Source organism: Janthinobacterium amylolyticum (genome assembly GCF_051380655.1).
GTDB lineage: Bacteria > Pseudomonadota > Gammaproteobacteria > Burkholderiales > Burkholderiaceae_D > Janthinobacterium.
This window is the reverse complement of sequence record NZ_JBNYXL010000009.1, coordinates 82,008-102,666: the sequence shown is the minus strand read 5'-3', so window position 1 is coordinate 102,666 and position 20,659 is coordinate 82,008. Positions and strand designations below refer to the sequence as shown.

The following is a 20,659-nucleotide window of genomic DNA, read 5'->3' as shown; positions in this document are numbered from 1 at the left end:
AGAGACAAGAATTGGACAAGCACATGAAACCAGCATTGAAATCCGCCTTGAAACTGTCGCTGCTGACCACGCTCGTGGCCGCCAGCGTTGCCAACGGCGCCTACGCCGCCGACGCCAAGAACGTCATCTTCTTCCTCGGCGACGGCATGGGCCCGTCCGTCGTGACGGCCGCGCGCATCTACCAGTACAAGGAAGACGGCAGCCTGACGATGGACACGCTGGAGCGCACGGCGCGCATCAAGACGTTCTCGAACGATGCGCAAACCACCGACAGCGCGCCGTCGATGGCCGCCTACATGACCGGCGTCAAGATGAACAATGAAGTCATCTCGATGGCGCAGGATACCATCGCCAAGGAACCCGGCCGCGATGCCAACGGCAACCTGGGCGTGGACAACTGCCCGGCCGGCGGCAGGAGCGCGCCGACCATTCTGGAACTGGCGAAAGCCAAGGGCAAGGCCGTGGGCGCCATCACCACCACGGAACTGACGCACGCCACGCCGGCGACGACCTTCTCGCACATCTGCAACCGCAATGCACAATACGCGATCGCCGCGCAAACGGCGCCCGGCGGCGCAGGCTACAACGCGGCCCTGGGCGACGGCGTCGACGTGCTGATGGGTGGCGGCCGCAACCACTTCACGCCATGGTCGGCCAGCAACAAGTACGGCCGCGCCGACGGCCGCAACCTGCTGACGGAATTTGCCGCCAAGGGCTACACCGTGGCCGCGACGAAAGCGGAAATGGCGGCGGCGCCAAGCGGCAAGAAGTTCATCGGCCTGTACAGCACCCGCAGCCACCTGGAATATGAGCTGGACCGCACCGCCACGCCGCCGCTGGGCGAAGGCGCGACCCAGCCTAGCCTGTCGGAAATGACCATCAAGGCCATCGACTTGCTGTCGAAAAACAGCAACGGCTACTTCCTGATGGTCGAAGGCGGCCGCATCGACCACGCCCTGCATGGCATCAACGCCAAGCGCGCGCTGACGGACACCATCGCCTTCGACGACGCCATCAAGGCCGCCATTGCCAAGATCAAGGAAACCGATCCGACCCTGGCCAACACCCTGATCGTCGTCACGGCCGACCATGACCACACCCTGGCCTTCAACGGTTATGGCAAGCGCGGCAATCCTATCCTCGACATCAACCGCGGCTACAAGGATAACCAGCCGAGCAAGGATGCGGATGGCAATACCTACACCACCCTGGTGTTCGGCAATGGTCCGAACCGTCCTGACCTGCGCAGCAACGTCGACAGCGCCACGGCACTGAAAGACAACTACCTGCAAGAAACAGGCGTGCGCCTGGCCAGCGAAACCCACGGCGGCGGCGATGTCAAGCTGCTGGCCACGGGCGCCGGCGCCAAGACTTTCAAGGGCACCCTGGACAACACCAAGGTATTTGACCTGCTGAAAGCGGCCCTCGGCTTTTGATGTAGCGGCACCTGCGTAACCCCAACCGGGGCGGATGGCGATAGCCTTCCGCCCCCTTTGCAAAATAAAGGCAACACCATGAAACCGACCCTCATCGCCGTCCTCCTGGCCGCCGGCTTCGCCGCCAGCGCCCAGGCCGCGCCCGCCACCCCTGCCGACCTGGACCTGGGCATCACCTACTACAGCCGCGTACTCACGCCGGAAGGCGTGACGCGCGAAAGCCGCTACGAGGAAAAGATGCTGCGCCGTCCCGGCCACGTGTGGGTCGAACGCGTGCTGGCACCGGCAACGGATGCGCATGCGGGACACGCGCATGGCGAGAACAAAAAGGTCGCGCTGAAAACCGCAACGGCGGCCACGCAGCATGAGCACAAGCACTTCAATCCCGTGCTGATTCCCCGTCATGTGATGCTGGAAAAGAACACCGTGCGCGTGGAATACATCGACGCCCACGACAAGATCGTCGTTTCCATCCCGAAAGCGGAATACGAGAACGTCAATTTCGACGGCTCGTGGGAAAACACCTTCTATTTGCTGGACCCGAAACTGGTGGCCGCCATGCCGCTGAGCAAGCAGGCATCGAACGTGCCGGGCGCGCGCTGGCGCGAAGTGGAAAAGAAGGGCGTGTTCCAGCGCATCCTGTGGGATGAGCAAAAGCAGATCCCGCTGGTCATCGAAAGCGGCGACCGCGCCAACACCTTCTATCGCCGGGTCGATGTCAAGCTGCAGCCCACCGTCAGCAAGGCGCAGCCCTGGGCCAACCTGCAAAATTATGCGCAGCGCGAGTATTCCGACTACCTGGACTGATCTCGCCGCTGGCGCCGCGCCGCGCCGCCTGAACTGCACTTGACCTGCCTGTGCCCGCTCGCTAGTATCAGACAAGAATCTTCCACAGGGAGCGCGGCATGGACGAACAATTCGAAAACGGTTTGCGCATGCGCAAACAGGTGATGGGCGACGCCTTTGTCGAGCGCGCGTTTGCGCAGGTCGACGCCTTCACGGCGCCCTTGCAGGAATTCGTCACGCGCAACGCCTGGGGCACGACCTGGTGCCGCGACGGCCTCGACCTGAAAACCCGCAGCCTGGCGACGATTGCCATGCTGACGGCCCTGGGCCGCGCCCAGGAACTGCGCGGCCACGTGCGCGGCGCCGTCAACAATGGCGCATCCATGCAGGAAATCCAGGAAGTGCTGCTGCACGCCGCCGTGTATTGCGGCATGCCGCTGGCCATCGACGCCTTCCGTTCGGCGCATGAAGTGCTGCGGGAAATGGGTTTGGTGGCGACGGCCGCGCCGCCAGCATGAGCATCGGCAAGTCACTCCGGACGTAAAAAAAGCCAGGGAAATCCCTGGCTTTTCTACGCTGGCGCATGCTGCTGCGGATTACTCCGCCGCTGCCGCCGCCTTTTTCGCCGGCGCCTTCTTGGCGGCCGGCTTTTTCACGGCCGCGGCTTTCTTCGCCGGCGCCTTTTTCACGGCTGCCGCTTTCTTGACTGCCGCTTTCTTCGCTGGCGCAGCGCCTTCTTCGCCTTCGACCTCGGCGGCCGCCGCCTTGCCCTTGGCAGGCGCCTTGGCCTTGCGCTCTTCAAACTCGAAGCTCACCTTGCCATCCTTGCCGCGCACGAGGAAGGCCTTGAACGGACGGCGGGTACGCTGCGATACGAAGCCCGGCAGCAAGTCGGTCTTGCCATCGTTGAGCAGTTTCGCCATTTGTTCCGGCAGGATTTCCTGCTGCAAGATGATACGGCCGCTGCGGAAGTCGCACGTCTTCGGCTTGGCCACGCTGTGTTCGCACACATAGGCCAGGCCCATTTCGTACACGCCGGCGTTGCACTTGGGGCACGGTCCCACGGGTGTCTGGCCCGTGAAATCGACGCCTTCGCCATCTTCGCTCTCGTCGTTCTGGCCGAAATCGAATTCCAGCTTGAAATTCTTGATCTCTTCATCGCGCACGATGCGCAGGATGGCGGCGAACGGACGGCCCATCTTCGAGCGGAAGCCTTGCAGCGGGCCGATGGTGCGGTCCTTCAGCAATTGCTCCACTTCAGCGATTTCAAACTGGCGCGAACCCGGCGTCTTGCTCATCGAGAATTCGCACTTGGTGCAGGCGAAGCGGCGATAATTTTCCTTCACCACGCCGGCGCAATTCGGGCATGGCGTTTCCAGGGTCGCGTAGTCGCCAGGGATCGTGTCGTTGTCGTATTCCTTGGCGCGCTTGACGATGATTTGCGTCATCTGCGCGATTTCGCGCATGAATTCTTCACGCGAAATTTTGCCTTTTTCCATCTGCGACAGCTTGTATTCCCACTCGCCCGTCAGCTCCGGCGCCGTCAATTCATTGACGCCCAGGCCTTTGAGCAAAGTCATCAGCTGCGAGGCCTTGGCCGTCGGGATCAGTTCGCGGCCTTCGCGGATCAGGTAGCGTTCCGTCAACAAGCCCTCGATGGTGGCCGCGCGCGTCGCCGGCGTGCCCAGACCCTTGCCAGCCATCGCATCGCGCAGCTCGTCGTCGTCGATCAGCTTGCCGGCGCCTTCCATGGCCGACAGCAAGGTCGCCTCTGTAAAGCGCGCGGGCGGCTTGGTCACCAGGCCGTTGGCGCTGACGCTTTCCGTCTGCACTTTTTCGCCCTTGGCGACTGGCACCAGGTTGCCGTTGCCATTGCTTTCCTTGTCCGCGTCCGTCGATGCTTCCTTGCCGTAGATGGCCAGCCAGCCCGGATTGGTCATGACCTTGCCTTCAGTCTTGAACTGATGGCCGGACACTTCCGTGTAGCGCGTGGTGACCTGGAATTCCGCAGGCGGGAAGAACACGGCCATGAAACGGCGCGTGACGAGGTCGTACAGCTTCTGTTCCGGCTCGGACAAATTCTTGGGCGCGATCGTCGTCGGGATGATCGCGAAGTGATCCGAGATCTTCGTGTTATCAAAGATGCGCTTGTTCGGCTTGACCCAGCCCTTGTCGATGATCTGCTTGGCGAACTGGTGGTAGTTGCTGTTTTCCTTGACCGTTTCCAGCGCCTGCAGCACGGTCGGCATGTAGTCTTCCGGCAGGTGGCGCGAATCGGTACGCGGGTAGGTCAGCACCTTGTGTTTTTCGTACAGCGCCTGGGCCAGGCCCAGCGTGTTCTTGGCGGAGAAGCCGAAACGCGAGTTCGCTTCGCGCTGCAGGCTGGTCAGGTCGAACAGGCCCGGCGCCATCGAGGTGGTCGGCTTCGATTCTTCCGTGACATTGCCTTGGCGGCCGCGGCAGGCGGTGGCGATCGAGTCGGCAGCCGTCTTGCTCCACAGGCGCTCGGCACGCTTCTCGGGATCGTTCTCGTCCTTCTTGAACTTGGTGTCGAGCCAGCGGCCTTCATAGATACCGGCGGCGCAGACGAATTCGGCGCGCACTTCCCAGAAGTCGCGCGGCACGAATTTCTTGATCTTGTCTTCGCGTTCAACCACGATGGACAAGGTCGGCGTCTGCACGCGGCCCACGGTGGTCAGATAGAAGCCGCCTTCTTTCGAATTGAACGCCGTCATGGCACGCGTGCCATTGATGCCGATCAACCAGTCCGCTTCCGAACGGCAGCGGGCCGCGTCGGCCAGCGGCAGCATTTCCTCGTCGCTGCGCAGGTGCGCGAAACCGTCGCGGATGGCGCCCGGCGTCATCGACTGCAGCCACAGGCGCTTGACCGGTTGCTTGGCTTTGGCGTTTTGCGCGATCAGGCGGAAAATCAGCTCGCCTTCGCGCCCCGCATCGCATGCGTTGATGAGGGTGGAAACGTCTTTACGTTTGATCAGCTTGTTTAATACTTTGAGGCGCGCTTCCGTCTTCGGGATGGGATTGAGCGCGAAATACGGTGGAATCATCGGCAAGTGCGCGAAACTCCATTTGCCGCGCTTCACGTCGAATTCTTCCGGTACGGCGATCTCCAGCAAGTGGCCAACCGCCGACGACAGGACGTATTCATCCGATTCAAAGTACTCATCGTGCTTGGTAAAGCCGCCAAGCGTCTTCGCGATATCGTTCGCGACAGAAGGCTTCTCGGCGATGATGAGGGTTTTTGTCATATTTTTTAGTCTCGAAAAATGCTCTAGGATAGTTTCAGCATGCGCATCATACAGTGCATTGCCAGGCGCCGACGCTTTTGTCTGCGCAATGGCTTGTGACTTGTGGTCTTGTCAAGCGGCCAATGATAAGCGCCTATTGAAGAATTCAGCAAGTTATCTGCAAGCAAGAATGCGCAGGCGCAAACGCAAACGCAGTGTCAAGCGTGCGCGCAGGAGCGGCCTATATTAAAGGGGATGGCGCGGCAGCGGCGCCAGGGTCGGGCTAGCGGCTGCAGCGGCAGCCAATGACGCTACTATATTAGTGCAACAGGCGCGGCGGCAAGTCTTCGTCGTCCACGAACAGGTCATCGAACATCAGGGCATCGGGTTCCTTGCCCTGGCTCCACAACAGCATCAGCACGATGACTTTCAGCTTGCCCAGAGAAACCGGCGCTTCGTCGAGCGCCAGCGCCCGTTCGATGACGATTTCGCGCTGCAATGGCGAGAGCACCTTGGCGCTTTCCAGGAACTGGATGAAGCCGATGGCGGCCGTGCCCAGCACGTCGCTTTCCTGCTGCACATAGAAACGCGTGCCCGTGGAACTGGCCGTCAGGGTTTGCTCGACACCGGCCATGGCATTCAAGTCCGTCAGCCAGACGAGCGCTTCGGAAATCTCCACGTCGTCGAAACCGACAGCCGACAGTTTGCGCGCCAGCACTGCCGGCTCGGGGCAGGCATCGGGGCGATAATAAGTCTCGTAGAGGTACACCAGGATATCGAACATGGCTCTACTCTAGCAGCTAAGTTCGCTGGGACACAAGGGTGTGCGCCGACAAAGGGCCGGCGTGCGGCGTGGCCGCCACACAAGTGACAAGCTGTCATTTGCAGCGTTGAAACAGTCCTCCCGGCAAGCGTTCCACCCGCCCTGCCAGTTCCAGCGCCAGCAATTCTCCCATCAATTCGCCCATGGCCAGGCCGCTGCGCGCGGCCAAAGTGTCGGCGTCGTGGGGATCGTGGCCCAGCGCGGCCAGCAGCGGCGCGTCCGCGTCTTGCACGGCCGCCACGCTGGCGCTGCCGCCCAGCCATTGCAGCTCCTGCAGCACGTCATCGGCCGACTCGACCAGCTTGGCGCCCTGCTTGATCAGCGCATGGCAGCCCTTGGCCAGGGTGGCGTGAATCGAGCCGGGCAACGCATACACGTCGCGCCCCTGCTCGCCGGCCAGACGCGCCGTGATCAGGGAACCCGATTGCGCTGCCGCCTCGATCACCAGCACGCCGCGCGCCAGGCCACTGATCAGGCGATTGCGGCGTGGAAAATTACCTGGCATGGCGGGCAGGCCCAGCGCATATTCGCTGACGATGCAGCCTTGCGCGGCAATCCTTTGCGCCAGATCAAGGTTTCGTCTTGGATACACGAGATCGGCGCCCGTGCCGATCACGGCCACCGTGCCGCCCTCGCCGCGCAAGCCGCCCTCGTGCGCATGCGTGTCGATGCCCAGCGCCAGGCCGGAAATGATGGTCAGCCCCGCCGCGCTCAGCGCTTGCGCAAAGGCGGCCGCGTTCTGCATGCCTTGCGCGCTGGCATTGCGACTGCCGATGATGGCGATGGCCGGGCGCGACAGCAGTTCGCTGCGGCCCCGCACGTACAGCAGCAGGGGCGGATCGGCAATTTCCAGCAGCAGGGGCGGATAGGCGGCATCGGCCAAGGTCAGCACGGCATTGCCCGGCTGGCGCAGCCACTGCAGGGTCAGCTCCAGCTGGCTGTTGGCCAGCGGCTTGGGCGGCTGCGCGATGGCGCGTGCCACGCCGGCAGGCACCACTTCGCGCAAGGCCTCGAATGCGGTGGCGAAGATGGCCGGCGGCAAGCCGAAACGGGCCAGCAAGGCGCGCGCCGCCACCGGCCCCACGCCGGGCAAGTGCTGCAGGCGCAGCCAGCTCGCCAGTTCCGTGGCGGTGTCCGTGTCCGTGTCCGCCGCCGTCGCAGTTGCATGCATGACAACCTCGCTCAGTACCGCACCACTCCATGCTAGCGGCACGGCGCGCACGCGATGCCGACGCGCGCAAGCTTGTGCCAGACAGGGTACAAAAAGATCCGTCATCCACAGCGCCATGGGCGTCTGTGATAAAATTTCCCTTTGCAGCAGACCATACGACGCACTGGCAAACACATCTGCCGCGCCGTTGCGCCATACGCGCCCAACCGTAGCGTACTCAAACATCCAATAACACTCTGCCGTGCCATCGTCTGCATGGCCCAGGCATGAATAATCCGGCGCACCGGCGCCCACCTTAACCAGTCGAATTCGTATGTCCATATTAAATATCCTGCGTTACCCCGATCCTCGCCTGCACACGGTCGCCAAACCCGTCACGACCTTTGACGAGCGCCTGCAAACCCTGATCGACGACATGGCCGAGACCATGTATGACGCCCCTGGCGTCGGCCTGGCTGCGTCGCAAGTCGATGAGCACATCCAGATGATGGTGATCGACATCACCGAAGAAAAAAACCAGCTGCAAGTGTTCGTCAACCCGGAAATCATCTGGGCCAGCGATGAAAAGCAGGTGTACGACGAAGGCTGCCTGTCCGTGCCCGGCGTCTACGATGGCGTCGAGCGCCCGGCCCGCATCAAGGTGCGCGCCCAGGACCGCCACGGCAAGCAGTTCGAGCTGGAAGCCGATGGCTTGCTGGCCGTGTGCATCCAGCATGAGATGGATCACTTGCTGGGCAAGGTATTCGTCGAATACCTGTCGCCGCTCAAGCGCAACCGCATCAAGACCAAGATGATCAAGGAAATCCGCGGCCTGGAGCGCGAAGCGAGCCTGCGTGCGCAGAACCGCCGCTTCTAGGCTACTGCTGATAGACTAAGCAACAGTTGTCGTTACACCACGCCAGCCTGGCGCCTTCGGGCGCGGGCCTGCACACCTCACGTCAAGGAACCATATGAAAGTGATCTTCGCAGGCACGCCTGAATTCGCCGCCACGGCCCTGAAAGACTTGCACGAAGCGGGATTCGAGATTCCGCTGGTGCTGACCCAGCCGGACCGCCCTGCCGGACGCGGCATGCAGCTGCACGCTTCGGCCGTCAAGCAGTATGCGCAGCAGCACGGCATCGACGTGCTGCAGCCGCTGTCCCTGCGCATGGACAGCAAGGATCCGCAGCGCGCCGCCGAGGCAAAGGCGGCCCACGAGCGCCTGCTGGCCACCGATTACGACGTGATGGTGGTGGCGGCTTACGGCTTGATCTTGCCGCGCAGCACGCTCGACATCAAACCCTGCATCAACATCCACGGTTCCCTGCTGCCGCGCTGGCGCGGCGCGGCGCCTATCCACCGCGCCATCGAGGCCGGCGACGACGAGACGGGCGTGACCATCATGCAGATGGAAGAAGGCCTGGACACGGGCCCCATGCTGGCCATCGAGCGCCTGCCCATCGAAGCGGGCGACTCGACCGCCACCCTGCATGACAAGCTGGCTAAACTCGGCGGCAAGATGATCGTCGAGACCCTGCGCAAGATGCAGCAGCAGCCGCTGGAAGCCGTGCCGCAGCCGGAAGCGGGCGTCACCTACGCGGCAAAAATCGCCAAGGAAGAAGCGGCGCTCGACTTCAGCCTGCCCGCCCTGGAGCTGGGCCTGAAAATCCGCGCCTTCAATCCTTTCCCCGGCGCCTGCGGCCAGGTCGATGGCACGACCATCAAGATCTGGGCCGCCGACGTGCTGGAAGCGGACAGCAAGGAAGCGCCGGGCCAGGTGCTGGCAGCCGACGCCCAGCACGGCATCATCGTTGCCTGCGGCAATGGTTCGCTGCGTCTGACGGAGCTGCAAAAGCCGGGCGGCAAGCGCCTGCCTGCAGCCGAATTCATCAAGGGCTTCCCCCTTGAAGGCAAGCGCTTCGTTTAATTGCGCCCCCTGACAAACCAATAAGCGCGGCGCCAGGCACCCATGGACCAGCTGGCAGCCCTGCGCGCCCTGCGCCGCGTCGTGGAACTCGGCAGTTTCACGGCCGCCGGTGCCGCGCTGGGCGTGTCGCACTCCATCGTCTCGCGCCAGATCCGCCAGCTGGAAAACCAGCTGGGCGCACAACTGCTGAACCGCACGACGCGCCGTTTCGCCCTGACGGCCGCCGGCCATGACTACTATCTGGCCAGCCGCGACATCCTCGACGCCCTTGACGCGGCCGACCGCGCCGTCGCCCTCCACCAGGCGCAACCGTCCGGCAGCCTGCGCATCAATGCACCGATGGCCTTTGGCACGCTGGAGCTGGCCACCTGGCTGCCCGACTTTGCCCGGCAATACCCGCACATCCACCTCGACCTGGTCTGCAATGACCGCATTGTCGACTTGCTCGACGATGGTTTCGACGTGGCGCTGCGCCTGGCGCGCGGCTTGCCCGACTCCACCCTGGTGGCGCGCCAGCTGGCCAGCAGCCGCACGGTGGCCGTCGCCGCGCCCGCCTACCTGGCGCGGCATGGCCATCCGGCCACGCCGCAGGATCTGGCGCAGCACAATTGCCTGATGTACAGCTCCGGCGACAAGCCGGCGGAGTGGCTGTTCACGGACGCCGCCGGTGCGTCCCATAAGGTGGCCATACAGGGCAGCTTGCAAGCCAATACCAGCGTGGCCTTGCGCGAAGCGGCCGTGGGCGGCATGGGCATCGTCGGCGAGGCCGCCTTCATCGTGCGCGACGCGCTGCGCAGCGGCCAGCTGGTGCAAGTGTTGCCCGGCTACACCTTGCTTCCACGCACCTTGTACGCGCTGTATCCGCACAGCCGCCTGCTGTCGCCCAAGGTCAGGGTCTTCATTGATTTTGCCGTCCAGTACTATCAGGAACGCCACTGGGATTGATCACGGCTGCCCCAGCACCTTGCGCACGGCGCGGAACTGCTGCGTCAAGCCGCCATAGCCCCAGGCCGCCTGGCGCGCGTCATGCACATGGATATAGCTCACTTCATGCAATGCGCCCAGGAACTCCTGCATGGCGGCGAACACGGCGGCGATGTACGCGGCCTTTTCCGCCGCCGTATTCGTTTCATCGCTGATCAGGATATCGAGGAAAAAGCTGGTCTTGCCTTGCGCCTGCAAGGATGGCCCGCCGACAAACCAGTGCGCCGCGTCAAGATGGCTGATGGCCACGGAGGTCAGCTCGGGCGCCTTGTGCAGCAGTTGCGCCGTCAGGCGGCTCAGGGTGGCGGCGATAGCGGCCGACTGGCGCGCATCAGGCGCGCTCGACAAACTCAGGTTCAGGATAGGCATGGGATACTTCCAGGAAAGGTGACAGGAAGCCCATTCTAGGCAGCCAGGCGCCAGAATGGCAGCCCCGGCCAGGCACAGGATCTGTGCAGTTGGCGCACAAATGCCGGCGCGCATGAAAAAGGGCTTGCCGCGGCAAGCCCTTTTGGCATTCCGGCGTGGCCGTCTAGCGGCGCATCACCTTCAAGCGCCCGCCAAGCGACGACGACAGGCTGACTTCGAAACGCCCGCCGGCCGGCAAGGCGCTCACGTCGATACTGGCGCTGCCGCCCGTCAAGCCGCTGGCGAGCAGCGTCCTGCGGCCATCGGCGGCCACGTGCAGCACGGCGGCAAACGGTTCCGCCTGCGCATCCCACACCAGCGCCAGCTTGCCGCCATTTTGCGCGAGATTAAAACTGGCGTCATTGGCGGCGGTCGCGCCACGGCGGGCAGAACGGTCCAGCTTGGCCAATGGCTTGCCATTTGACAACACTTCCACCTCGCTGATGGCGCCCGGATTGGCGAAGCTGACGCGGAAGTGGCTCATGGCGCTGCCGCCATGGTCGGCCAGGGTCGCGGCATCGAAGGGCAAGTCGATAGTCTGTCCTGACGCCGTCAGCAGGCGAAGGATGTAAGCCTGTCCGCTGCCGCTGCTGGCCGCGCCGACGCGCGAGGACGAAGCGATGGCCGGGCGCAGGCTCACGCCACCGGACGTGATGCGCCCGGAAATGGTCAGGTAGCCGTTTTCCGCCACGGAGGTGCTGGCGCCCACCACATTGCTGGCCGTGGTTTGCGTGCTGCGTTTTTCCAGGAATTGCTGCACCCGCGCATAGCTGTAGTCGGAGAACCAGGCGCCGCGGCAATAGCTCATCACATCCTTCATCGGCGTGCCTGCGCCATAGGTCGCCTGGCCCAACTGGCCGATGCTGCCGTCATAGCTGCTGTTGTACAGCGGCTGCGGGCCCAGCGCGCCATTTGCATACGGATAGTCGACCGCCGTGCCCGTCGGGCCGCCGCAGGCAACGTGCTGCAGCGAGTGGTTGTGGCCCAGTTCATGCACAAGCGTGGTCAGCCATTCTGGCCAGCTGTTGCCGAAGGCATCGCTTGAGCCGCTGCCGTTGTAGCTGGCGTCCAGGCCGATGGCCGAGGTGAAATCGCCGGCCGACGTGCGCGAATTGATGTAGGCCAGGCCGGCGGAACGGCCGACGGACATTTTCGGCACGAAACCATAATAATAGGCGCCGCTGTCTTCCTGGACACGGTTGCGCTCCAGCGTTTCCAGGGTGGTGCTCCACCAGCTGTCGACGGTGCTGCTGCCCGGGATGGACAGGGCGGCGCGCGTGGTGATGCTGATGTTTTCCGCCGCATACGGATATACGCGCGTCAGCGCGGCACGGATCACGTCGGCGCTCGGCAATTGCGCCACGCCATCATCGGTGAGCAGCGGCACGAGTACCAGGCGAATGCGCGCGGCGCTGGCCACCAGCGGTGCCGCTTCCTGGCTCACCTGCGTGCCATCGTTGCCCACGGCCGTCACGCGCACGCGCACGCCTGGCAGGATCCAGCTGGCCGGCAAGACGCCGCTGAAGTTGCCGTTGAAGCTGTAATCGCTCTTTACCGTCGGCAAGACGGCCGGGCCGGTCATGTTGATACTGCCCAGGGCATTGCCATTGGCGGAGGTGGCAACCAGGGTCACGGCAGGACTGGCACGGCCCGCCTGCGTGCCCAGCACGGAGACGCGCACGGCAGCGGACTTGCCGCGCGTCAGGCGCAAGGCCGCGTCGCTGGAATTCAGGTTGAACACTTGCGCGAAGTCGATGCTGCCCAGCGTAAAGGCCGACACGGTGCCCGCATTGACGGCGATGCGCGAGGCAGCCGACAGCAAGACATTGCCCGTCGCCGTGGCCGGCGCGCTCAAGACCAGCTGGCTGCTGCTGGCGCTGACGATGCTGGCCGGCGTGTTGCCCACCGACGCGGCGCTGACCTGGTCCAGGTTGTTGCCCAGCACTGTCACCGACATGGTCGAGGCGCCGACAACCGTACTGATCGACGTTACCGACACGCTCGCCAAGACGGTGTAGCTGTCGTTGCTGAGCACATCGTTATACGGACCGCGCAGCGTCAGCTGACCCGTCGCGGCGCCTGCCGGCACCAGCACTGTCACCTCGGTCGCGCTCTGGCTTTGCGGGATGGCGGACGCGCCATTGCCAAACTGCACTGCCGTGACGGCGCCCATGCCGCTACCGGCGATGGTCACGCTGGAACCCGTGCCGCCCGTCGCTGGCGCGACGCTGCTGACGCTCAGCGGCAGGTACACATTCAGGTTGTAGCTGGTAGCTGCCGTGCCGCTGGCACTGACCAGGCTCAAGGCGCCGGAGACGGGCACGCCTGGCATGGCCAGGGTCACGCTGCTGTCGCTGGCGGCGCTGCTGGCGACGGTCACGCCGCCCACCTGGAACGCCGTCACACGACTGAGATTGCTACCCGTGAGCACCACGCTGCCGCCGACGGCGACATTCGTGGCCGACACGGCCGTGACGGCCGGGATCAGGACCGGGTTATTCGACGTGGTCGCCACCACGGTGTCGCCACCGCCGCCACCGCCGCCACCACAGGCGGACAGGCCCAGCATGAGAAACAATGCGATAAGCAGATGGTTTTTCATGGCTGGCAACCATGTCCGGAAAGCGTGATGCCGTGAGCGGCGCAAGGGAAATGTGACATATTGGTGACTTTTGGTGAGAATTTGAATTCAGAGAACCAATATTATGGGTGATTTAGATTCCTAAAGACAACTATTAATGCTTTTGATTTAATTGGTTTTGATAATAGTTAAGGTAGCTGCTTGGCAATCTTTATTTCCAGCATGATTCACTTCACTCTGTCTTGTCCTGGATCAAGATTGTTTCTTCATGCGCCTATTGCTATTCCATTCATGAAAAAAAATGCCGCGAATTTTTTAATGTGTGGATATTTTTCCACACCATAGAGATACTGCCTTCTTGCCAACTTTGGCGGAAGAATTAACGTTTTCATTAAGATTTTCAGGAATGTAACTTCTGGATATCGCCACAAGCGGGCGAAAGTGTTGCGCGGGCAAGCACGGGCGCGGCAAGCCGGCCTTTTGCTCAAAACCAAAGCAGCCTGATGCCGTATAATTTTAGACCCGGCGATTCAGGCGATTGCCACCCTCTGCCCGCCCTACCCGGCCGGCACTCTCCGTCAGCCGACCCCGCTGACCCGCCATCGCCACGCCTGGAACTGTCTTGCACTGCGCCGCCGCCCGTTTGCCTATTGAAAGCATGAAATGAACGATACCGTGATCCCCGCCATGTCCCCGACCGAAGCCACCCTGCGCGCCATCCTGGCGCAGCGGATCATGATCCTCGACGGCGCGATGGGCACGATCATCCAGCAATACAAGCTCGACGAAGAAGCCTACCGTGGCGGTCCCGCCGGCCGCTTCATCGATTTCGCCGCGCCGGCCGACAGCGGCGCGCGTGAACTGTTCGTCAAGGGCAACAACGAGCTGCTGACCCTGACGCAGCCGCACATCATCCAGGAAATCCACGAGCGCTACCTGGCGGCCGGCGCCGACCTGATCGAAACGAATACCTTTGGCGCCACGACGATCGCGCAGGACGATTACCACATGGCCCACCTGGCCTATGAAATGAACGTGCAGGCCGCCAAACTGGCGCGCGCCGCCTGCGATAAATATTCCACGCCGGACAAGCCGCGCTTCGTCGCCGGCGCCCTCGGGCCCACGCCGAAGACGGCGTCGATCTCGCCCGACGTGAACGACCCGGCCGCGCGCAACGTCACCTTCGACCAGCTGGTGGCCGCCTACCTGCAGCAGACGCAGGGCCTGGTGGAAGGCGGCGCCGACGTGCTGCTGGTGGAAACCATTTTCGATACCCTCAACTGCAAGGCGGCGCTGTTCGCCATCGACCTGTACTACGAGCAAAACCCGACCGTCGTGCGCCTGCCGCTGATGATTTCCGGCACCGTCACGGACGCCTCCGGCCGCATCCTGTCGGGCCAGACCGTGCCCGCCTTCTGGCATTCCGTGCGCCATGCGAAACCGCTGACGATCGGCCTGAACTGCGCGCTGGGCGCCGCCCTGATGCGTCCGTACGCGGAAGAGCTGGCCAAGATCGCCGACACCTTCGTGTGCATCTACCCGAACGCGGGCTTGCCCAACCCCATGAGCGACACGGGCTTTGACGAGTTGCCAGCCGACACCTCCGCCCTGCTGCGCGAATTTGCCGACGCGGGCTTCCTGAACATGGCCGGCGGCTGCTGCGGCACCACGCCCGAGCACATCGCCGCCATCGGCCAATTGCTGTCGAAAAACACGCCGCGCACCGTGCCGGCCCCATCGCACGACTTGCGCCTGGCCGGCCTGGAACCGTTCGTCGTCAATGACGAATCGCTGTTCGTCAACGTGGGCGAGCGCACCAACGTCACGGGCTCGAAGGCATTCGCGCGCATGATTCTCAACGAGCAATACGACGAAGCCCTGTCCGTGGCCCGCCAGCAGGTGGAAAACGGCGCCCAGGTAATCGACATCAACATGGATGAAGCGATGCTCGATTCGCTGGCCGCCATGACGCGCTTCCTGAATCTGATCGCCTCGGAACCGGATATTTCGCGCGTGCCCATCATGGTCGACTCGTCGAAATGGTCGGTCATCGAGGCGGGCCTGAAATGCGTGCAGGGCAAGGCCATCGTCAACTCGATTTCCATGAAGGAAGGCGAAGAGGAATTCCTGCGCCAGGCCAAGCTGTGCCGCCGCTACGGCGCCGCCGTCATCGTCATGGCCTTCGATGAGAAGGGCCAGGCCGATACCTTCGAGCGCAAGATCGAAATCTGCGCCCGCGCGTACCACCTGCTGATCGACGCGCTGGACTTCCCGCCGGAAGACATCATTTTCGATCCGAACATCTTTGCCGTCGCCACCGGCATCGAGGAACACAATAACTACGCCGTCGACTTCATCAACGCCACGCGCTGGATCAAGGAAAACTTGCCGTACGCGAAGATCTCGGGCGGCGTGTCGAACGTGTCCTTCAGTTTCCGCGGCAACGATCCGGCACGCGAAGCCATCCATACCGTCTTCCTGTACCACGCCATCAAGGCCGGCATGACCATGGGCATCGTCAACGCCGGCATGGTGGGCGTGTACGACAACCTGGACCCGGAACTGCGCGAGCGCGTGGAAGACGTGGTGCTGAACCGCCGCGAAGACTCGACCGAACGCATGATCGAATTTGCCGGCACCCTGAAGGCAGGCGGCAAGGCCGAGGCGCAAACGCTGGCCTGGCGCGAAGGCACCGTGCAGCAGCGCCTGTCGCACGCGCTGGTGCACGGCATCACGCAATTCATCGTCGAGGACACGGAAGAAGCGCGCCAGGAGCTGCTGCACAATGGCGGGCGCCCCATCCACGTGATCGAAGGCCCCTTGATGGCCGGCATGGACGTGGTCGGCGACCTGTTTGGCCAGGGCAAGATGTTTTTGCCGCAGGTGGTGAAATCGGCGCGCGTCATGAAACAGGCCGTGGCCCATTTGATTCCGTTCATCGAGGAAGAAAAGCTGCTGGAAGAAAAGCGCACGGGCATCGTCGCCAAGCCGAAAGGCAAGATCATCATGGCCACCGTGAAAGGCGACGTGCATGACATCGGCAAGAACATCGTCACCGTCGTTCTGCAATGCAATAACTTCGAAGTGGTGAACATGGGCGTGATGGTGCCGTGCTCGGAAATCCTGGCCCGCGCCAAGGTGGAAAACGCGGACATCATTGGTCTCTCGGGCCTGATCACACCGTCGCTGGAAGAGATGGCGTATGTCGCCAAGGAAATGCAGCGCGATGAACACTTCCGCATGCTGAAGATTCCCCTGCTGATCGGCGGCGCCACCACCAGCCGTGCCCACACGGCCGTGAAAATCGCCCACAACTATGAAGGCCCCGTGATCTACGTGCCGGACGCCTCGCGTTCCGTGTCCGTGGCGCAATCCTTGCTGACGCCGGAGCAGCGCGACAAGTACGTGGAAGACATCGAACTCGACTACGCGCGCATCCGCGAGCAGCATGCCAACAAGAAGGCGCTGCCCATCCTGCCATTGGCGCAGGCGCGCGCCAACAAGATGATCGTGCCGTTCGACGGCGCCTGCACGCCCGTGAAACCGAAATTCATCGGCCGGCGCGTGTTCAGGAACGTCGACCTGGCCACCCTGGCCAACTACATCGACTGGGGCCCGTTCTTCCAGACCTGGGACCTGGCCGGTCCCTTCCCCGCCATCTTGACGGATGAGGTGGTGGGCGACGCGGCCACCAAGGTGTACGCGGAAGGCCAGGCCTTGCTGAAAAAACTCATCGACGGGCGCTGGCTGACGGCCAATGGCGTCGTGTCCCTGCTGCCGGCCAACAGCGTCAACGACGACGATATCGAGGTCTACACGGACGACACGCGCAGCACCGTCGCCTTCACCTATTACGGCATGCGCCAGCAAGGCGTCAAACCCGTGGTCGATGGCGTGCAGCGGCCGAACCAGTGCCTGGCGGACTTCATTGCGCCGAAGGCATCTGGCGTGAAGGATTACATCGGCATGTTCGCCGTGACGTCGGGCCTGGGCATTGAAAAGTACGAAAAACGCTTCGAGGATGCGCACGACGATTACTCGTCCATCATGCTCAAATCGCTGGCCGACCGCCTGGCCGAGGCCTTTGCCGAATACCTGCACGAGCGCGTGCGCAAGGACCTGTGGGGCTACGTGCCGGACGAGCAGCTGGGCAACGACGACATGATCGCCGAAAAATACGTCGGCATCCGCCCCGCGCCCGGCTACCCTGCCTGCCCCGAGCATACCGTCAAGAAAGAAATGTTCGAGGTCATGCAGGCCGAGGAAATCGGCATGCAACTGACGGAATCGTATGCCATGTTCCCCGGCGCGGCCGTCTCCGGCTTCTATTTTGCCCACCCGGAGTCGAAATACTTCGTCGTCGGCAAGATCGGCATGGACCAGGTGGAAGACATGGCCAAGCGCCGTGGCGCCAGCATCGAGGACGTGGAGCGCTGGCTGGCACCGAATCTCTCCTGATGCCTTGAAAGCTGGCGGCGCGCGGAAGGAACTTTCGCGCGCCGCGGCGCACTAACGCAGTATGCCGGACGGCATGCTGCATGCCCGCTCCGGCCGTTTCAACTGGCAAGGAGGAAATATGGCAAGCAATTTCAAACTCAAACGCTGGCAGGACCAGGTCATCCTGTTGCTGGGCCTGTGGCTCGTCGTCTCGCCCTGGGTATTTTCCTATCCGCAAGGCTCACCGCAGATGGTCAACGCCTTTGTCTCCGGGCTGGTGATCGCCATCCTGGCCGCCTTCGACCTGTACAAGACCTATTTCTGGGCCGTCGTCGTCAACCTGCTGGTGGGCGTATGGGTGGCTGCCTCGCCGTGGATACTGCGGCTGGCCGAGCAGCGCGTGGTCATGTGGAACGAGCTGGTCGTCGGCATCGCCGTCGTCGTGCTGGCCCTGTGGGAACTGCGCACCGATCCCGAGCTGCACAAGCACTGGCCCGGCGCCGCCGCGTAGCGACGCAAAAAAGCCCTGCCACGGCAACGCCGTGCAGGGCTTTTTGGGCGGGTCGCGTAGGTCGGATTAGCGCCTGCGCGTAATCCGCCCCCCCCCCCCACAGTCACCGCCAACAATGTCGTCGGATTACGCGTGGTCTGACGGCCGCGCTAATCCGACCTACAGCGCATACCTGACAACGTTATCGCTCCATTCGTAGGCGGCCATTTCCAGCTCCACCAGGTCGTCCGGCGACATGGCCAGGTCGCGCAGGGTTGGCACGATCTCGCCTTCCATGTCTTCGATGCGCTCGATGCATTCGGCCAGGCGCAGCAAGTCGCCATAGAAACCTTCGCGCGACAGCAGCGCTTCGGCCACTTCATCGATCACTTCGATCTGCTTGAGGATTTCCGACATCGGCACGCCAAACAGCGTGTCCATCAGGGACATGATGCCGACCGTAAAGGCGATATCGGCCGAGTGCGCATGGTTGGGACGCAGTTTATGTGCGAGCAGTTCCAGCAGGCGGCCGCGCGTGGTGGCCAGCATCAGCAGCGGCGTCATGCTATGGCCGCGCTTGCTTGGCTCCGCGTACAGCATGATTTGCAGCCAGCGCTGCAGCTGGCGGCGGCCCAGCACGGTGACGGCCTGGCTCAGCGAATCGATGCGCTGGCGCGCACCTACGGCCGGCGTGTTAACCAGGCGCAGCAAGTTCAGGGCCAGCGATACGTCGCGCTTGATGGCGCGCTCGATCTCCATATTGTCCGCGTCGGACGTGACCAGTGTCATCAGTTCCATGACGGCCAGTTGCGACGGCGACAGCTTCTTGCCCGTCATGATGGCCGGCTTGGCGAAATAATAACCCTGGAAGTAGTCGAAGCCCAGGTCCAGGCCGGACTTGAATTCTTCGCGCGTCTCGACCTTTTCCGCCACCAGTTTCTTGTTTTCCTGCTTGAAACGGGGCGCCAGTGCCGCCAGCACCTTCGGATCGACGGTACGCATGTCCATCTTCACATATTGCACCAAAGGCAACAGTTCCTGCACTTGCGCCGTGTCGGAGACCACGTTTTCCAGCGCAAAAGTGAAGCCATGGCCCACCAGTTCGCTGATGCGCGCGCGCAATTCCGGCGTCACCTGCATCGATTCGACGATTTCCAGCACGACTTTCTCGCGCGGCAGGAACACAAAGATGTCACTCATGATGACATCGGCGTCGACATTGACGAAACCGAGCGCATCGCCGATGACCTTTTCCATGCCCAGCTGCGAAGCGTGGGCGATGACGGAAGCCGTGGCGGACAGGTCGCTGGTAATGTTGGCGGGCCCGACCGGAGCGTTGCGGAAAAGCAACTCATAGCCGAACAGGGCCTGGTTGCGGTCGAGGATAGGTTGTCGCCCCAGATAAAACTCGCGCACGCGCAAGGGTTTCGGGGTGATGTCGTTGCTGGAAATATCGATCATTAAATCTTCATCAATCACGTCGAGTGATACCGGCCGCGCCGCGCCCGCATCAAGGTTCACTATTGACAATACTTTAGCTGAATTTCGCCCGCGCTGTGGGTATTTTGGCAGTAATAGCGTTTATTGTCGTCAACAAATTAGCTTGCTGGCGATTCTTGCACCATCCCGTCGACAAACAGCTTCAATTCTCCGGGAGAAAACGCCGTCCATTCTTCGTTGGTCGTCAGGGGCTGGGTGACGATCACGGCCACCCGGTCCTGCGGCGTGGTGACCTGGGAAAAGTCCACGCTCAAGTCTTCATCGGACAGTTTAGCAGTCGGGAACGGATGTTGTCGCACCAGATAATGCAAGCTGGTGGAGCAATGGGCAAACAGCGCTTCGCCGCTCGACAGCATCATGTTGAAGGTGCCATGGGCGGCGATGCCTGGCAACAACTCGGCCAGCGCCGCGTGCAGGGCCGGCAAGGCCGGCGGCGCGTCGCCGAAGCGCGCGTGCAATTCCTGCAGCAGGTAGCAGAAGGCCAGCTCGCTGTCGGTGCAGCCGACGGGACGGTAGCTGCCCGTCAGCACGGGATGGAATTGTTTCAGGTCGCCATTGTGGGCAAACACCCAGTAGCGGCCCCACAGTTCGCGCACGAAAGGATGGCAGTTTTCCAGCGCCACCTTGCCTTGCGTTGCCTTACGGATATGCGCGATCACATTGCGCGACTTGATGGGATAGCGTTTGATCAGTTCGGCCACGGGCGAGGCGACGGCTGCCTGGTGGTCGACGAAATGGCGCACGCCGGCGCCCTCGAAAAAGGCGATGCCCCAGCCGTCATGGTGGGTATCGGTATGGCCGCCGCGCATGGCGAAGCCGGTAAAACTAAAGACAATGTCCGTGGGGACATTGCAATTCATTCCGAGAAGTTGGCACATGGTCTGTTTGCAG

Annotated in this window: 15 protein-coding genes; 8 read left to right on the top strand and 7 right to left on the bottom strand. The window is 62.7% G+C overall.

Annotated elements, in window-relative coordinates:
• Positions 1-23 precede the first annotated feature (23 nt).
• The 3 genes from ACQ4WR_RS19690 (at position 24) to pcaC (ending at position 2,740) form a co-directional block, all read left to right on the top strand.
• Entirely contained in the window at positions 24-1,436 is a 1,413-nt protein-coding gene (locus tag ACQ4WR_RS19690) for an alkaline phosphatase (RefSeq protein WP_436489378.1), read from the top strand.
• A 78-nt stretch (positions 1,437-1,514) separates the two neighbouring features.
• Positions 1,515-2,243 carry a hypothetical protein gene (locus tag ACQ4WR_RS19685; protein ID WP_102297583.1) on the top strand — a complete coding sequence of 243 codons (729 nt, stop codon included), beginning with the start codon at positions 1,515-1,517 and terminating at the stop codon, positions 2,241-2,243.
• Positions 2,244-2,341: 98 nt separating this feature from the next.
• Positions 2,342-2,740 carry a 4-carboxymuconolactone decarboxylase gene (pcaC, locus tag ACQ4WR_RS19680; protein WP_436489376.1) on the top strand — a complete coding sequence of 133 codons (399 nt, stop codon included), beginning with the start codon at positions 2,342-2,344 and terminating at the stop codon, positions 2,738-2,740.
• Between the two features lie 78 nt (positions 2,741-2,818).
• On the opposite strand, the gene ACQ4WR_RS19675 is transcribed toward pcaC, so the two are convergent.
• From ACQ4WR_RS19675 to dprA, 3 genes are all read right to left on the bottom strand, one after another.
• A complete protein-coding gene (locus ACQ4WR_RS19675; RefSeq protein ID WP_436489374.1) occupies positions 2,819-5,488 on the bottom strand; it encodes a DNA topoisomerase III in 2,670 nt (889 codons plus the stop codon).
• A gap of 298 nt (positions 5,489-5,786) precedes the next feature.
• Complete coding sequence (locus ACQ4WR_RS19670; protein WP_034749287.1) at positions 5,787-6,251, bottom strand: Smg family protein; 465 nt, start codon at positions 6,249-6,251, stop codon at positions 5,787-5,789.
• A 94-nt stretch (positions 6,252-6,345) separates the two neighbouring features.
• Positions 6,346-7,461 (bottom strand): DNA-processing protein DprA, encoded by a 1,116-nt coding sequence (dprA, locus tag ACQ4WR_RS19665; protein ID WP_436489372.1) that lies wholly within the window; start codon positions 7,459-7,461, stop codon positions 6,346-6,348.
• A 313-nt stretch (positions 7,462-7,774) separates the two neighbouring features.
• On the opposite strand from dprA, the gene def reads away from it, so the two are divergent.
• The 3 genes from def to ACQ4WR_RS19650 all read left to right on the top strand — a co-directional run bounded on the left by def (position 7,775) and on the right by ACQ4WR_RS19650 (position 10,313).
• Positions 7,775-8,317, top strand: a complete 543-nt coding sequence (gene def, locus ACQ4WR_RS19660; protein WP_436489370.1) for a peptide deformylase — start codon at positions 7,775-7,777, stop codon at positions 8,315-8,317.
• A gap of 94 nt (positions 8,318-8,411) precedes the next feature.
• Entirely contained in the window at positions 8,412-9,368 is a 957-nt protein-coding gene (fmt, locus tag ACQ4WR_RS19655) for a methionyl-tRNA formyltransferase (protein WP_102297572.1), read from the top strand.
• A gap of 42 nt (positions 9,369-9,410) precedes the next feature.
• A complete protein-coding gene (locus tag ACQ4WR_RS19650; protein ID WP_436489367.1) occupies positions 9,411-10,313 on the top strand; it encodes a LysR family transcriptional regulator in 903 nt (300 codons plus the stop codon).
• On the opposite strand, the gene ACQ4WR_RS19645 is transcribed toward ACQ4WR_RS19650, so the two are convergent.
• Entirely contained in the window at positions 10,314-10,721 is a 408-nt protein-coding gene (locus tag ACQ4WR_RS19645; protein WP_436489365.1) for a tautomerase family protein, read from the bottom strand.
• Between the two features lie 163 nt (positions 10,722-10,884).
• Positions 10,885-13,362, bottom strand: a complete 2,478-nt coding sequence (locus ACQ4WR_RS19640; protein WP_436489363.1) for an IPT/TIG domain-containing protein — start codon at positions 13,360-13,362, stop codon at positions 10,885-10,887.
• Between the two features lie 642 nt (positions 13,363-14,004).
• On the opposite strand from ACQ4WR_RS19640, the gene metH reads away from it, so the two are divergent.
• Both metH and ACQ4WR_RS19630 read left to right on the top strand, forming a co-directional pair.
• On the top strand, positions 14,005-17,799 hold the full coding sequence (metH, locus tag ACQ4WR_RS19635; RefSeq protein WP_436489361.1) for a methionine synthase: 3,795 nt from the start codon (positions 14,005-14,007) through the stop codon (positions 17,797-17,799).
• A 118-nt stretch (positions 17,800-17,917) separates the two neighbouring features.
• The gene (locus tag ACQ4WR_RS19630; protein ID WP_436489359.1) at positions 17,918-18,289 is read left to right on the top strand and encodes an SPW repeat protein; all 372 of its coding nucleotides are present in this window, start codon (positions 17,918-17,920) and stop codon (positions 18,287-18,289) included.
• Between the two features lie 159 nt (positions 18,290-18,448).
• Here ACQ4WR_RS19630 and ACQ4WR_RS19625 read toward each other — a convergent pair whose 3' ends face one another.
• Positions 18,449-19,729: an EAL and HDOD domain-containing protein gene (locus tag ACQ4WR_RS19625; RefSeq protein ID WP_102296605.1), complete on the bottom strand. Its 1,281-nt coding sequence runs from the start codon at positions 19,727-19,729 to the stop codon at positions 18,449-18,451.
• Between the two features lie 137 nt (positions 19,730-19,866).
• Complete coding sequence (locus ACQ4WR_RS19620; RefSeq protein ID WP_436489357.1) at positions 19,867-20,646, bottom strand: class II glutamine amidotransferase; 780 nt, start codon at positions 20,644-20,646, stop codon at positions 19,867-19,869.
• Positions 20,647-20,659: the final 13 nt, after the last annotated feature.

Bases quoted from the DNA above. Each gene is read 5' to 3' on its own strand.
- ACQ4WR_RS19675 (WP_436489374.1), bottom strand. From the start codon at position 5,488: ATGACAAAAACCCTCATCATCGCCGAGAAGCCTTCTGTCGCGAACGAT.
- fmt (WP_102297572.1), top strand. From the start codon at position 8,412: ATGAAAGTGATCTTCGCAGGCACGCCTGAATTCGCCGCCACGGCCCTG.
- ACQ4WR_RS19650 (WP_436489367.1), top strand. From the start codon at position 9,411: ATGGACCAGCTGGCAGCCCTGCGCGCCCTGCGCCGCGTCGTGGAACTC.
- ACQ4WR_RS19640 (WP_436489363.1), bottom strand. From the start codon at position 13,362: ATGAAAAACCATCTGCTTATCGCATTGTTTCTCATGCTGGGCCTGTCC.
- ACQ4WR_RS19620 (WP_436489357.1), bottom strand. From the start codon at position 20,646: ATGTGCCAACTTCTCGGAATGAATTGCAATGTCCCCACGGACATTGTC.
- ACQ4WR_RS19645 (WP_436489365.1), bottom strand. From the start codon at position 10,721: ATGCCTATCCTGAACCTGAGTTTGTCGAGCGCGCCTGATGCGCGCCAG.
- ACQ4WR_RS19690 (WP_436489378.1), top strand. From the start codon at position 24: ATGAAACCAGCATTGAAATCCGCCTTGAAACTGTCGCTGCTGACCACG.
- ACQ4WR_RS19625 (WP_102296605.1), bottom strand. From the start codon at position 19,729: ATGATCGATATTTCCAGCAACGACATCACCCCGAAACCCTTGCGCGTG.
- ACQ4WR_RS19630 (WP_436489359.1), top strand. From the start codon at position 17,918: ATGGCAAGCAATTTCAAACTCAAACGCTGGCAGGACCAGGTCATCCTG.
- pcaC (WP_436489376.1), top strand. From the start codon at position 2,342: ATGGACGAACAATTCGAAAACGGTTTGCGCATGCGCAAACAGGTGATG.
- ACQ4WR_RS19685 (WP_102297583.1), top strand. From the start codon at position 1,515: ATGAAACCGACCCTCATCGCCGTCCTCCTGGCCGCCGGCTTCGCCGCC.
- metH (WP_436489361.1), top strand. From the start codon at position 14,005: ATGAACGATACCGTGATCCCCGCCATGTCCCCGACCGAAGCCACCCTG.
- def (WP_436489370.1), top strand. From the start codon at position 7,775: ATGTCCATATTAAATATCCTGCGTTACCCCGATCCTCGCCTGCACACG.
- ACQ4WR_RS19670 (WP_034749287.1), bottom strand. From the start codon at position 6,251: ATGTTCGATATCCTGGTGTACCTCTACGAGACTTATTATCGCCCCGAT.
- dprA (WP_436489372.1), bottom strand. From the start codon at position 7,461: ATGCATGCAACTGCGACGGCGGCGGACACGGACACGGACACCGCCACG.